The sequence below is a fragment of the Variovorax sp. P5_A3 genome, assembly GCF_056400665.1.
The window spans coordinates 48,618-62,527 of the sequence record NZ_JBFUKW010000024.1 but is presented as its reverse complement, the minus strand read 5'-3'; the positions used below and the strand labels follow the sequence as shown (position 1 = coordinate 62,527).

At 65.5% G+C, this 13,910-nt stretch carries 11 protein-coding genes; 6 read left to right on the top strand and 5 right to left on the bottom strand.

Annotation, left to right across the window (positions count from 1 at the left end; translation table 11 throughout):
• Positions 1-13: 13 nt before the first annotated feature.
• The 3 genes from AC1D3B_RS28275 to AC1D3B_RS28265 are packed head-to-tail and all read right to left on the bottom strand — an operon-like array spanning position 14 to position 3,776.
• Entirely contained in the window at positions 14-1,387 is a 1,374-nt protein-coding gene (locus AC1D3B_RS28275) for a DUF1329 domain-containing protein (RefSeq protein ID WP_478193985.1), read from the bottom strand.
• 36 nt (positions 1,388-1,423) lie between these two features.
• On the bottom strand, positions 1,424-3,250 hold the full coding sequence (locus AC1D3B_RS28270) for a DUF1302 domain-containing protein (protein WP_478193984.1): 1,827 nt from the start codon (positions 3,248-3,250) through the stop codon (positions 1,424-1,426).
• Positions 3,251-3,305: 55 nt separating this feature from the next.
• Positions 3,306-3,776, bottom strand: a complete 471-nt coding sequence (locus AC1D3B_RS28265) for a 2,4'-dihydroxyacetophenone dioxygenase family protein (protein WP_478194017.1) — start codon at positions 3,774-3,776, stop codon at positions 3,306-3,308.
• Between the two features lie 249 nt (positions 3,777-4,025).
• On the opposite strand from AC1D3B_RS28265, the gene AC1D3B_RS28260 reads away from it, so the two are divergent.
• Entirely contained in the window at positions 4,026-5,057 is a 1,032-nt protein-coding gene (locus tag AC1D3B_RS28260) for a helix-turn-helix transcriptional regulator (RefSeq protein ID WP_478193983.1), read from the top strand.
• A gap of 27 nt (positions 5,058-5,084) precedes the next feature.
• On the opposite strand, the gene AC1D3B_RS28255 is transcribed toward AC1D3B_RS28260, so the two are convergent.
• Positions 5,085-6,002: a LysR family transcriptional regulator gene (locus tag AC1D3B_RS28255; protein WP_478193982.1), complete on the bottom strand. Its 918-nt coding sequence runs from the start codon at positions 6,000-6,002 to the stop codon at positions 5,085-5,087.
• A gap of 71 nt (positions 6,003-6,073) precedes the next feature.
• Between AC1D3B_RS28255 and AC1D3B_RS28250 the strand changes: the two genes are divergently transcribed.
• The 3 genes from AC1D3B_RS28250 to AC1D3B_RS28240 all read left to right on the top strand — a co-directional run bounded on the left by AC1D3B_RS28250 (position 6,074) and on the right by AC1D3B_RS28240 (position 10,835).
• Positions 6,074-7,492, top strand: coding sequence for an aminotransferase family protein (locus AC1D3B_RS28250; protein WP_478193981.1), 1,419 nt, complete (start codon positions 6,074-6,076; stop codon positions 7,490-7,492).
• Positions 7,493-7,593: 101 nt separating this feature from the next.
• Entirely contained in the window at positions 7,594-8,571 is a 978-nt protein-coding gene (locus AC1D3B_RS28245) for a Bug family tripartite tricarboxylate transporter substrate binding protein (protein WP_478193980.1), read from the top strand.
• Entirely contained in the window at positions 8,568-10,835 is a 2,268-nt protein-coding gene (locus tag AC1D3B_RS28240) for a N,N-dimethylformamidase beta subunit family domain-containing protein (protein ID WP_478193979.1), read from the top strand. The genes AC1D3B_RS28245 and AC1D3B_RS28240 overlap by 4 nt, the downstream gene beginning before the upstream one ends.
• A gap of 113 nt (positions 10,836-10,948) precedes the next feature.
• On the opposite strand, the gene AC1D3B_RS28235 is transcribed toward AC1D3B_RS28240, so the two are convergent.
• On the bottom strand, positions 10,949-11,833 hold the full coding sequence (locus AC1D3B_RS28235) for a LysR substrate-binding domain-containing protein (RefSeq protein WP_478193978.1): 885 nt from the start codon (positions 11,831-11,833) through the stop codon (positions 10,949-10,951).
• A gap of 184 nt (positions 11,834-12,017) precedes the next feature.
• On the opposite strand from AC1D3B_RS28235, the gene AC1D3B_RS28230 reads away from it, so the two are divergent.
• Complete coding sequence (locus AC1D3B_RS28230; RefSeq protein WP_478193977.1) at positions 12,018-12,767, top strand: SDR family NAD(P)-dependent oxidoreductase; 750 nt, start codon at positions 12,018-12,020, stop codon at positions 12,765-12,767.
• A 42-nt stretch (positions 12,768-12,809) separates the two neighbouring features.
• Positions 12,810-13,841 carry a TRAP transporter substrate-binding protein gene (locus AC1D3B_RS28225; protein WP_478193976.1) on the top strand — a complete coding sequence of 344 codons (1,032 nt, stop codon included), beginning with the start codon at positions 12,810-12,812 and terminating at the stop codon, positions 13,839-13,841.
• Positions 13,842-13,910: the final 69 nt, after the last annotated feature.

Below are 13,910 nucleotides of genomic sequence, written 5' to 3'. Positions count from 1 at the left end.
GACAGCATCCCGCTCAGCGCACGCCAGAGCCAGCCAGCGCATCGGCAGACCAGGCGTTGGCAGACAGCGGATCCATGTATTTCACGCCGACGTTGTAGGCGCCCAGCAAGCCGATCATGTTGTAGCTGCCGCTGGTGAAGTCGTGGAAGGACTGGCCCATGGCCGAGGGCGCGGGCAGTTCGTACGACGGGTTCGTATAGACAAAGCCGGCGCGATAGAGCTGGCCACGTGCGTCGTACATATCCGATGCAACGGCGACCCAGCTGTCTTCGTCCACGTAGAAGGTGCGCTTGGCGTAGATGTGGCGCTTGTCTGCCTTCAGCGTTGCCTCCACCACCCACACGCGATGTGGCTCCCACCGCACGTAGTCCGGGTTCAGGTGGTTGGGCGTCGTCACCGCATAAGGATCCTTGGCGTAAACCAGCTTGAAGCTGTTGTAGGGCACCAGCATCTCCTGCTTGCCTACGAGCTTGAAGTCGTAGCGGTCCATCGCACCATTGAAGACCCAGGCGTCGTCGTAAGTCGATGCGCCGGCTGCGCCCGGATTGGGCGTGTCGTAGGCGATGTCCGGTGCGAGCTTCACCCGACGCTGGCCGGGCAGGTACTGCCAGGCGCGCCGGCCGTTCTTCATCGGGTTGATGTAGTCCTGAACGAGCAGCGCTTCACCCGCACGGCGTGCCGGCGCGGTGTAGGCGATCTTGGTGCGGAAGTAGACATCGCTGTCGGCCGACTGCCCAGTGCGCTTGGGGTCGTAGTACGGGTAGTCCATGTAGATCTGGCCCGTGGTGGCCAGCACTGCCTTGCCCGACGAGTCGACGTTGATCGAGTCGTACTGTGTGTAGTAGCTCTGCCCGGTATAGCGCAGCAGGTGGTTCCACATCACTTCGTTACCGGTCTTGGGGATCGGGAAGGGAATGCCGGCGTAGGTGCCTTCCAGGCCCAAGCCGTCATCGGTGGTCTTCACCGTCGTCGCGTTCTTCACCGTGTTCTCGACCACGTACTTGGGGTAGGCGATCGAGCGGTGCGAGGGGTACACGTCCACGCGCATCGTCGGGTACTTCTTGAGCAACTCCTTCGTGCCCGCCGTCAGCTTGCCTTCGTACTGCGCCATGTTCTGCGCGGTGATGGAATAGAGCGGCTTCTCGGCCGGATACGGATCGGGGCGGATGCCCGAGCCCTTCTCGTAGCTCGCCGGCGGCGTGGTGAGGCCGCCGGTGTACTCGGGGATGCTCTTGTCGGCATTCCCGGCGCGCTCGGCGCCCGTGGGTGTGAGGGTCGTGCCGAGCTTCTTGGCTTCATCGGCGCCGACGGCGGCCAGGGTGGCCTGGGCAGCGAGCGCGATCAGCGCGCCAGCCCAAAGCTTGCGGGTCGTGGAGCGAGTGGTCATTGGAGTGTCTCCTTTGGTGGTGTGAGGGAATCCGACTCAGAAAGTCGTCTTGAAGGTAAGCAGCACGTGGCCGCGGTCGGACAGCACGGCACTGGTGCTCTGCGCCACGTTCATCGCACCGGTAGGTGTGGTGCTGTAGTCGCCATAGAAGCCGACGTAGCGCAACGAGAAGTTGTACTTGGACCGCACATCGGCGGCGACGCCGATGGAGTAGGAACCGTTGTTCTTGTTGCCGCCGGACAGCACTGCGGAATTGCCCGACAGGCCTCCTGCCCAGCTGAGCGGCATCGACAGGTCCACGCCCGGGAACACCTGGTACCAGGTCGGCGTGAAGTTCAGGCCGAGACCCACGAAATCCTTGCTGACCGCGTCGATGTTGGCCGGATTGGATCGATAGGCGGCACTGCCCTTGAAGGCGCCGGGGTTCTGCGAGACGTTCAGCCAGCGGCTCCAGACGAGTTCGGCGCTCCAATTCGCGGTATCGAACAATGGCGTCTTCGAAACGACGCCAAGGAAGTTGATCACGCTGTGCATGGTGTCGCCGCGCGCACCGGGCGCGTCGTTGCCAAGCTGACCGATGGCGATCTGTCCGGCCGCCGGATTGACCAGCGCCGCGGGCAGCACCTGCACCGGCACGCTCTGCAGCGGCATGTTGCGCCGGTAGCTGAGTTCGGCACCGACGCTGATGCCCGCGACGTTCTTTGCCAGACTGAGACCGTAGATGTCGATGTCACGGCCATAGTAGGCCTGGTATTGGCCCAGATAGCCGGCCTGGATCTGCTGCAGCGTGGCCGCGGCCGGATTGATGTAGCAAGTGGTCGGGCCGATCGCGCGCAGGCCGGCTCGCGCGCAGGCGGCAGCGGGGACGCCGGTAGCGACCGCGGGCAGCAACGCGAGCTGCGGCTGGATGTCGGCGGTACGGCGGGCGTACAGGCCCGCCGTACCGTCAAGCCACTCAGGGCTCCAGCGTGCCGCGAGGCCGAAGTCCCCGGTCTTGTTCGGGTCGCTGCCGGGCGTCTGAACCACGCGTTGGCCGGGGCCGAGAACGAGAGAATCGCCCCCGTGCAAGATGGCATCGTTCACCGTGAGATAGCTCCCCGATTCGGGATAACGCACGCTCTCCCAGTCGAAGAAGGTCTGCGCCGAGAAGGACAGCTCGGGCGTGGGCTGCGCCTGCAAGGTGATGGAGTTGCGCGGGCGATAGATCTCCTTGGCCTCGATGCCAGGCGTGGCGTATGCCTTCCACAGGTCCAGGGAGTACTGGCCATAGGAGATGCCGTTGACAGCGCCGCCGCCCAGCAGGCTCTCGCCCCAATACACGGTGTGCTTGCCCAGACGCACGCTCACGTCGGTCTCGCCGAACGTGGTGCTGCCGAACACGAAGGCGTCGAGCAGTTCCCCGGATGGGCCCTTCGCGTAGCGCGAGGTGTAATCCGAGAGCACACCCGCCGTCGGCACGCCGTAGACCAGCGTGTTGGCGGTGGCGTTGTTGCGGTTGTCCAGGCTGGTGTACGCGTTGTCGTACCAGGCGGCGCCGCTCACGCGGAAGCCGTACTTCTTGTCGACCACCAGGTCGAGTTCGCTCAGCAGGTCCAGCCGGTTCGCGATCAGCGAGTTCTTGCTGAAGTTGCGATCACCGTCATCGAAGTTCGGGTTGGCCAGGATCGCGGGATTCTGGCCCTGGATGCGCTGGCCCAGGTTGTAGCGAACGGTGTTGTCCCAGCGCAGGACGACGTCCGGATTGCCGGTGTCGATCTCCATCGCCTGGGATGACGACGCAAAGACCAGAAATGCAAGTGCGGCACTCGCCAACGCGCTGAGGCGGTGGGTCGGGACCAGCGGGCGGGTATCAGGATGGGGCACGGAGTTACTCCTCGGGTTCTTGTTGTGAATGCGGTATGAGAGTCGGCTGTCGATCTCAGTGAAAGGCCGTGAGGTCCTTGGGCGTGACGCGAGCGGACTCGCAATAGGCCAGGTAGCGCGCGACGCCGGTCTTCCAGTTCTCGATGGCGATCACTTGGTCCTTGTCGTCCAGGAAGAGCAGGTCGCCAGTCACGATGTTGAGCACCACCACGTCACCGTGGCCCTTCAGGGCCTGGGGGGTGTGGCTCTGGGCTGCGGTCTCGTAGACGATGCTGCCCGGTCCGGCGACCCAGTCGTGTTCCTTGTATTTCCAGCGGCCCTCGATCGTGTAGACGATCGTCGTGCCCGAGTGATGGTGCTTGGGCAGTTCTGCGCCAGCCCGCATCCTCATCAGCACGATCATTTCGCCGCGGATCGGGTCGAGCTTGAAATACTTGAGCAGGACGTTGTCCGCATAGGGCGCGAAAGGCACCCAGGGCATCGATTCGTCATCGATCACGCTGGTGAGGATCTGTTCATAGAGCATGTTTGCGCGGGCGTTGAAGTTCATGGAAGGTGGCGTAGCATTGAGGGGAAGCCTTGCCGCGTTGCCGGATGCAATGATCGGGAAGCCGCCGGATTCGCGCGCTATCAATTCCTGACAGGTGCATCTCAATTTCTGACACATGAGTGATTACCCTGAGTCATTGATGCATCCCCGGGGCGTGTCGGGGGGGCCACTCCCCGGCCAGGCGGTCGTCGTCAACCACGAAGCGGGATCGATGAGGAGGTCCGCATGACCAACGCTGCGCTCGCAATTCCGGCGCGATACTTCATGCTGCTCGTCAATGAACTGGCGGCCGAAGGCGTGGACACTGGCGAACTGCTGCGGCTTGCGCATATCGACGCGGGCTACTTCGAACAGCAGGATGCGCGGCTGCTGCCCGCGCAGATCAACGCCCTTGTCGAGTCGATGCGTCGTCTGACCGGACGCACGGATCTGGCCTTCGAGCTTGGCCTGCTGATCAAGCTCAACTCACACGACATGCTGGGCTACGGGATGATCAGTTGCCGCAACCTCGAGCACGTCGTGCAGCTTGCCAGCCGCTACTACCACCTGATGAATGAGTTGTTCACGATGACCTATCGGCGCCGGGGCCAGCACGGAGAGGTGGTGTTCAGTCCCGTCATTGCGCTGCCGCTGGAGACCTTGCGCTTCATGCTCGAGATGCTCGCCGTGTCGTTTCACAATCAAGTGCATCAACTGCTAGGGGCGAATCTCGGAGGCTATGACTTTCGCCTGTCCATGCCTGCACCGCCCCACGACCGTCGCTACTTCGGCCTTGCGCCCGCACGCTTCGAGTTCAATGAATCGGCTGTGCCAGGCGTCACCATCCTGATGGACGGCCAGATGCTCGACAAGCCCCTGACCATGTGGGCACCCCGGGTTGTGCGTCAGGTCGAGGAACGCTGCGGTCCACGAATCCGACCACCTGGCCCCGGCGAGCAATGGGGCGATTTCGTCATGATGATGCTGCGCGAATCCCCGGAACAGCAACTCACGCTGGATGCGCTCGCACGTCGGCTGAACGTCTCTCCGCGCACGATAGACCGCTGCCTGAAGCGCGAGAACCTGCAGTTTCGCGACCTGGCCCAGAAGATCCGGATCGAGACCGCCTGCCGCATGCTCATGAGCAACAAGGCGACGGTCAACGAAGTGGCACAGCGCGTCGGCTTCACCAGCGCTGGCAATTTCAGTCGATCGTTCCGACGCTTCACCGGCCTCACGCCGAGCGCCTATCGAGACGAGGCTCTGGCGAGGCAATAGCGTGGCACGCATGGAGCCCGGTTCGCATTAGCCGGACGACTGAAACCCACGCATGTCCTTGATTCTTCGCCGCAAGGCATCGATGAATGCCGTGACCCGCGCCGGCCGATGCAACCCCGGCGGCAACGCCACGTAGATCCCCACCGATTCGAGCCACAGGCGCGGCAGCACGCGCTTCAGCCGGCCTGAGTCCAGATCGGCCTGGCACATCCAGGGCGCTGCGGCGCCGATGCCATCACCGTTGAGGATCGCGCGGTAGCTCGAAAGCAGGCTGTCGGTGCGCAAGGGCGTGTCGATCGACACTGTCTGCGAACGCCCGGACTTGTCGAGCAACCGGACCGTGTCCACGAAGTACGGCACCAGCCCGACGCAAGGCAGTCCCGGCAAGGTGGCGGGCGTCACTTTCTCGATACGCCGCAGCAGGGCCGGACTGGCAACCAGGATCCTCTCCATTTTGCCCAGCGATCGGCTTACCAGCCCCGGGTCTCGCACTTCGCCTACGCACACCCAGCATTCCGCGCCTGTCGCAACGAGATCCACGACGCGGTCGGTCAAGGTCAGCTCCACGCGCAGGTGCGGCCAGGCCGCGCGCAGATCCGTCACCGCATCCGTCAGGAAACCCGTTCCATAGCCCGAGGGACCGATCACCCGCAGGGTACCCTCCGGCCGGCTTCGGCCTCCGGAGATGCGCTCGGACAGGCTGGCCCATCCATCGGACAGCGCGCGCGCCTCGGCCATCAGGAGGCGCCCTTCGTCGGTCAGCGAGAAGCTCGCGGTGGTTCTCAGCGCCAGCTTGCAGCCCAGCAGGCGCTCGAGTTCCAGCAGGCGCCGGCTGGCGGTCGGTTGGGTGATGCCGAGCACGCGAGCCGCCTTGCTCAATGAGCCGGTCTCGGCAATGCGCAGGAAGGTGGCGAGCAGATCGAGTCGGTCGTGGACGAGCTTCATGCGTGTAGCGTATAGGACTTCATCCTTCCATGCTCCTTCTGTCGCGGCCACGATCTCCGTATCGTTGCGCCATGAATCCTCTCGCTGACAGTCCTTCCACGACGTCCACCTCACCGCGCCTGCTCGGCGACACGCCGCAAGGCGGCTCGGTGCTCGCCTTCTACAGCCCCAAGGGTGCGCCTCGGCCGCCGCGCGTGGGTCGCGGCGAAGGCGTCTACCTCTGGGACGCCGACGGCCGACGCTATCTGGACGCGACGGCCGGTGCCGTGGTGGCCAACATCGGCCATGGAAACCCCCATGTGCTTGCGGCCATGCAGGAACAGGCCGCGCGGGTGAGCTTCGCCTATCCGCGCTTCTTCGAGAGCGAACACAACATCGCGCTGGCCGATCGCGTCTGTGCGCTGGCCGGCGAGGGCTTCGACCGCGCCTTCTTCGTCTCGGGCGGCTCCGAGGCCAACGAGTCGGCAATCAAGCTCGCGCGCCACTACGCAGTCGTGAGCGGGCAAGCGAGTCGCTGGAAGGTAATCTCGCGCAACCCCAGCTACCACGGCTCCACGCTCGGCGCGCTCGCGGTCACCGGCGACGAGCACACGCAATCGATCTACGGTCCCATGGTCAGGCCGATGCCCAAGGTGCCCGCTCCGCTGTCGTACCGGCTGCCCGAGGGCCACACGCAGGAGAGCCACGCGATGGCCTGCGCCGAGGAGCTGGCGCGGACCATCGAGCGCGAAGGCCCGGAGACGGTGCTCGCTTTCATCATCGAGCCGATCGGCGGGCTGTCCACCGGCGCGGTAGTGTCGTCGTCGGCCTACTTCGAACGTGTGCGACAGATCTGCGATCGCCACGGCGTGCTGCTGATCTACGACGAGATCATGAGCGGTGCAGGCCGCACCGGCGAATTCCTCGCCGCGCACCACTGGCGCGCCGCGCGGCCCGACTTGGTGACGCTGGCAAAGGGATTGGCCGCGGGCTACACGCCGCTGGGCTGCCTGCTGGCGCCCGACCGCATCGTCGACGCAGTGGCCAGTCACGGCGGCTTCGTGCACGGACACACCTATTTCACCAACCCGCTGTCCTGCGCCGTCGCCAACGCGGTGATGGACGAGGTCGAACGCCTCGACCTGGTGGCACGCGCCCGAGAGCGTGGCGTGGGCCTGCGCCGGCGGCTGGAAGCGCTGGCCGAGCGCTCGCCGCTGGTGGGCGACGTCCGCGGCCTCGGGCTGCTCAGTGCGATAGAGCTTGTGGCCGACAAGGCCACGCGCCGCGCCCTGCCGCCCGAGTTCAATGCGCCGACCAAGCTCACCGCGCACGGGCTGCGCCATGGCATCGCCTTGTACAACCGCCGGGCCAACCTGGGCGCCTTCGGCGACTTCCAGATGATCACGCCGCCGCTGACCATCAGCGAGCCCGAGCTCGACGAACTGGTCGAGCGACTCGAGCGGGCCTTGGGCGACCTCGCTGACGAGGTGGTTCGCTGCAAGCTTGCCTGAGCTTCGCGTGCGGCTCGCGTTCCTTTGTTCGCCGCCCTTTGTTCGCCGCCCTTCTTCCGCCTCTTTTCACGCCCCATCGAATATTCCCGAAGGATGACATCATGACGCTGCCCTCACTGCTTCGCTTCACACTTGCCTGCACGAGCCTCGCCTTCGCCTGCGCGGCCTCTGCGCAGGTGCCCACGGGCAAGGGGCCGTTGCGGCTGATCGTCGGCTATCCGGCGGGCGGCTCGGCCGATGTCCAGGCCCGCACGCTGGCCGACAAGCTCTCGTCTGAACTGGGCGCGCCGGTCGTGGTGGAGAACCGCACCGGCGCGGGCGGCCAGATCGCCGCCGACTACGTGCGCGCCGCGCCGGCGGACGGCCTGACTGTGCTGCTCGCCAACATGCACATGATGGTGATGCTGCCGCTCACCTCGAAATCGGTGCACTACGACCCGGTGAAGGATTTCCAGGCCGTCGGCCGCATCGCCACCTTCTACGAGGGCATCGCGGTGCCGGCGGCGCTGCCGGTGCGTGACGTGCGCGAATGGCTCGCGCTCGCCGGCAGCGACAAGTCGAAGGCTAGCTACGGCGTGCCGGCGGCCGGAAGCGTGGCGCAGTTCATGGGCTATCGACTCGGCAGCGACGCCAAGGTCGAGCTGACGTCGGTTCCCTACCGTGGCGCGGCGCCATTGGTCCAGGACCTGCTGGGCAATCAGGTGGCCGCCGGCATCACCCCGATCGCGGATCTCGTCCAGTACCAGCAAGCCGGCAAGCTCAAGGTTCTTGCGGTCAATGGCGTCAGGCGCACCGCGCTGCTGCCGGACGTGCCCACGCTCAAGGAGTTGGGCCAGCCCCATTTCGACAACCTCGAGTGGACCGGCCTGTTCGTGCCGGCTGCCACGCCGCGCGCCACCGTCACGCAACTGCATGCCGCGCTCGGCAAGGCACTCGCTCTGCCCGAAGTGCAGCAACGGCTGGCCAAGCTCAGCAGCGATGCGAACCCCAGCACGCCGGAAGAACTATCGACCCTGATCTCCGACGACCTCAAGCGCTGGGGACCGGTGGTCAAGGCCTCGGGCTTCAGCACGGAATGACCCGACCGATCCCGCCGCACCGCCCGCTGGCCGTGCCGGGCGTGCATGGCTACACCAGCACGAAGACCGTGCACGCCGGCGAGCCCATCGACTTCCACATCAGCAGCGACCGACCCTACCGCCTCTCGGTGTGTCGCCTGGGCCATGACGCGGACAGCCGGCGCGACGACGTCGTGGTTGCAGACCTCGGCATCTCGGCCGCGCAAGTGCAGCCCATCCACCCCGGCTCCTACGTGCATATCGAGAAGGGCCTGCCCGCGGCGCTGCCGCTGCCCGGGCTGACGCTGGAGTGCTGGGTCATGCCGTGGCGTTGCACCGGTGCGCGACAGGCGCTGATCACGCAATACGATGCACCGGCGCACTGCGGCTTCGGGCTTTTCATCGAAGCCGACGGCGCCCTGGCGCTGTACCTGGGCAACGGCGGCGCACAACGCGATGCAGCCCTTCAGGTTGGCGACCGACTGGCCGCGAGGCGTTGGCAGCACGTGGCCGCGACTTGGGATGGCCAGTCGGCGGCCTTGTGGGTCAATGGCGCGTGCGCCGGCCGGTGGCCCTTGGCCGGCCCGGTGCGCCCCGGCCCCGCGCCGCTGCGCCTGGGCGCGGTCGGCGAACCGCACGGGGCCGATGCACTGGCCGATGTGGATCTGGCGCTGCCGGTGGTCTACGAGCGCGCCTTGTCGGGCGAGGAGATCGCTGCGCGCGCAGCGCTGCGTGCGCTCCGACTGCCGGCCGATCCGGCCGTGCGCGCCTGCTGGCCGCTGCGCGAGGGGCGTGGCGACCGCGTGGCCGACACCAGCGGCCACCAGCGCGCGGGCCGCATCGTCAACCACGGGACCTGGATGATCCGCGGCCCGGCCTTCGACGAGGATGTCGCAGAGGCGCACGACCCTTTCGCTGCACACGGCCAGCGCCAGGGGCTACGCCTGGCCAGCGACGATCTCCACGACTGCCGCTGGGCGGTCATTCACAGCTTGACGTTGCCGGCCGATGCACGCCCCGGTCTGCATGTCGCGCGGCTGCGCTTCGACTGGGAAGGACACGAGGCGGTCTACGACATCACGTTCCTGGTCAAGCGCCCCGCCAATGCGCGCCGCGCCCCATTGCTGGTCCTTTGCGCGATGAGCAGCTGGCTGGCGTATGCCGCCACGCCATTCGCGCGCAACCAGGTGGAGGATCCCGTGTGGCCGCGTCGCTCTACCGGACTGCCCAATAGCCATCCGCAGGCGCCCGCGTTTTGCAGCTACACCTACCACCATGCCGGCCAGCCCACCTACTTCACCGGGCTGCGCATGCCGTGGCCCAACGCCAGTCCGGCGGCGCTCTACGACCCGGCAGGCAGCGGCTTCGCGCAATGGACCCGGCTGGAGCGCCGTCTGCACGCCTGGCTCGAGCGCGAAGGCTACGAGTTCGATCTGCTGGCCGACCTCGACATACATGCCAATCCAGACCTGCTCGCGGCCTATCGCACAGTCGTGGTCAACGGCCACAGCGAGTACTGGTCCACGCCCGTGGTGGATGCCTTCGACGCCCTGCTGCGACGCGGCGGACAGGCCCTGGTGCTATCGGGCAACACCATGTACCTGCGGGTCAGTTTCGACGAAGACATGGGCGTGATGGAGCAGCGCAAGAACGACGAGCGCGGCGACGACCCAGCCGACGCCGAACTGCGGCCGCCAGCCGGTCCCTACGGCGAGGAGTTTCACAGCCAGGACTGGGCGCGCGGCGGGCAACTGCGCGCGGTGGGCCGCTCTGCCGCGAGCATCATCGGCCTGGAAACCGCGGGATGGGGTTTCGCCGATGCGAGGGATTTCGGCGTCTATCACGTGATCGATCCCGCCCATCCGATGTTCAACCACCCGCACCGCCTTGGACTCGAACGCGGGCAGACCTTCGGCCACGCGCCCGGTGGCGGATTGCCACGGGCCATCGGCCACGAATGGGACCTGAGTACCGCTACGCTGCTGCGCATGACACACCACATTCCGGCCGGCGCCAGGTTGCCCGAGCCGCCGCCCGGCCTGAAGGTGATCGCACAAGGTATTCGTCGCGTGCCCGGCGCAATGGACACCTATCTTGATTGGTACTCGCGCGTCACAAACTCTCTCGAAGGCCTGTCGGCGGAAATGATCTACTGGGAACGGCCCCAGGGCGGTAGCGTGTTCCACGCCGGAGCCGTCGGTGCCGCATGGGTCGTTGGTCGCGATCCCGTCTTCGACGGCCTGTTGCGCAACGTGCTGCATCGCTTCGGATGCGATCCACGGTAGAACCGCGCCCTTCGAAACCCTTCGAGGCATGCAGATGCAACCCCAGCCCCTCCCCGAGGGCCACGGCGAACTCCTGTGGTCCCCCTCTCCAGAGCGAGTGCGCGCGAGTGCGATCAGCTTCTTGCCGCTTCGCCGTGAATCCATTCCAGAAACGCCTTGACTGAGGGTCGCTTGGCGTGCCGTGGTGGATACACGGCGAAGTGCGCCTTGACCTTGACGGCTTGATCGAGGCCGAACACAGGCTTGAGCTTGCGCTCGGCAATATGCCTGGCGGCAATCGTCGTGCTTTCAAGCGCGACGCCGAGGCCCTGGGTGGCGGCATCGAGCGTCATCTGGGCGCGATCGAAACGCACGGCGAACCAGTCCGGCGCCCGCTTGTCGCTGAACTGCCCGAACCAGTCCGACCACTGCACCACGCTGACGTTGCTCTGGATCAACTTCACCGCGGAGAGTTGATCGACGCGCCTCAGACCGTGCTGCTTGATGAATGCAGGACTGGCGAGCGGCACGATGCGTTCCTCGAACAGGGGTTCGACCACGAGGTCGGGCCAGTTCGGTATGCCGTAGCGGATGTCGATATCGGACTGACCGAGTGCGAAATCGCTGGGCGTATGCGCGGCGGACAGGTTGAGCGAGATGTCCGGGAAGGCCTGCGCGAAGCCGCGCAACCGCGACATCAACCAGAGGCTTGCGATGCTGGGCGCCGAGTGCACGTACAGGCTGTTGCTCACGCCCTGGCGCAGGTCGTCTGTCGCCGATGCGATGGCCAACAGCGCGCCGCCGACTTTCGAGAGGTACATGTCGCCCGCAGCGCTCAACCGCACGCCGTGCGCGCTGCGCTCGAAGAGCCTCACACCGAGATGCGCTTCTAGACGCGAGACCTGATGACTGATTGCCGAGGCAGTGAGATTGAGCTCAGACGCTGCAAGCGCGAAGCTTCGTCGACGCGCTACCGCCTCGAAGGCCTGCAGGTTGGTTACGGCGGGCAGTGTGGACATAGGGTCAACCCGGTCGTTAGATGATGGAACGTCATCTTAGGCTGAAAACACATCGCTTGTCGTCATGCTCGCACCGGACGACCATTGGCCCCAATGCAGCAAGAGCACTTCGCTGCAGGCGGTCACGGACAACGAATTGCATGTCCGGGCCGCGGCCGATTCACACCACTCTGGAGACAAAGCGATGCTTCTCAAAGACAAAGTTGTCGTTATCACCGGCGGCGCCGGCCTCAATGGTCTCGGGTTCGCCACGGCGCGCCTGATGGCTGCCCACGGTGCACGTGTCGCCGTGCTCGACCTGGAGCACGCCGACCCGGCGGCAGCGGCCGCGCAACTGGGTCCGGATCACCTCGGCATCGTGGCCGATGTCACCGACAAGGCTTCATGCAATACCGCTGCCGCAGCGGTGCTCAAGGCTTTCGGCCGCATCGATGCGCTGGTCAACAACGCGGGCATCACGCAGCCGGTGAAAACACTCGACATCAGTGGTTCGGACTACGACCGCGTACTCGACGTGAGCCTGCGCGGCACCTTGTACATGTCGCAGGCCGTTCTGCCGGCCATGCAGAGACAAGAGAGCGGATCGATCGTCTGCATCTCGTCGGTTTCCGCGCAGCGCGGCGGCGGCATTCTGGGCGGCCCGCACTACTCGGCGGCGAAGGCCGGTGTGCTTGGCCTGGCGCGCGCGATGGCACGGGAGTTCGGTCCGGTCGGCATCCGCATCAACAGCATCACGCCCGGCCTGATCGGCACCGACATCATCAAAGGCAAGCTCACCGAAGAAAAGAAGGCCGAGATTGCCGAGACCATCCCGCTCGCGCGCCTGGGCCGCGCCGAAGACATCGCCGGCGCCTGCGTATTCCTCTCCAGCGACCTGTCGCTGTACTGCACGGGCATCACGCTCGACGTCAACGGCGGCATGTTGATTCATTGAGTCATCAGCGACCGCGTTCACTTTTACAACCAGGAGACAGACATGACCGACCCCAAGCTCACCCCCACCAGGCTCAACCGCCGGCAACTGCTGGCCGCGGGGGCAGCGCTACCGCTGTTCTCGATCGTCACGCGCCGCGCGGACGCAGCCGAGTTCGAACTCAAGTACGCCACTGGGCAAGACCCGACGCACCCGGTCAACGTGCGGGCCAAGGAAGCGCTCGACCGCATCCGGGAAGCCACGTCCGGGCAAGTCAACATCAAGCTGTTTCCGGCCAACCAGTTGGGCAGCGACACCGACCTGTTGACGCAGGTGCGCAATGGCTCGGTCGAGTTCTTCAACCTCTCGTCGCTGATCCTGTCGACCTTCGTGCCAGTCTCGGGCATCACGAGCGTCGGCTTTGCCTTCAAGAACTACGACGACGTCTGGAAGGCGATGGATGGCGATCTCGGCAACCACATTCGCGCCGAGATCGCGAAGACGCCCATCTTTACCGTGTCCAAGATCTGGGACAACGGCTTCCGTCAAATCACTTCTTCGGGCAAAGAGATCAAGACCGCCGCCGACCTGAAGGGCTTCAAGGTGCGCGTGCCTGCAGCGCCGCCGCTGACCTCCCTCTTCAAGGCACTGGAGGCCGCCCCGTCGCCTATCAACTTCAACGAGGTCTACACCGCATTGCAGACGAAGGTGGTGGAAGGCCAGGAGAACCCGCTCGCCATCATCGCGACGGCGCGCCTCTATGAGGTTCAGAAGAGCTGCAGCCTGACCGGCCACGTCTGGGACGGTTACTGGATTCTGGGCAACAAGCGCGCATTCGACAAGCTGCCGGCGGACGTGCAACAGGTCATCAAGCGGGAGCTCGACAAGTCCGCGACCGATCAACGGGTCGACGTTGCCAAGCTCAACACCAGCCTGATGACGGATCTCAAGGCCAAGGGCATCACCTTCGTCGACGTGCAGCAGGAAGACTTCCGCAAGAAGCTGGCGAGCACGGGCTTCTACGGCGAGTGGAAGTCCAAGTACGGCACGGCGCCGTGGGAACTCCTCGAGAAGGTCTCCGGCAAGCTCGGTTGACGGGTCGCCGCCTCGCCCCGGCGATGTCCGGAGCCCGGTAGCTCATTCATTCATTTTTGATCGGTGAGC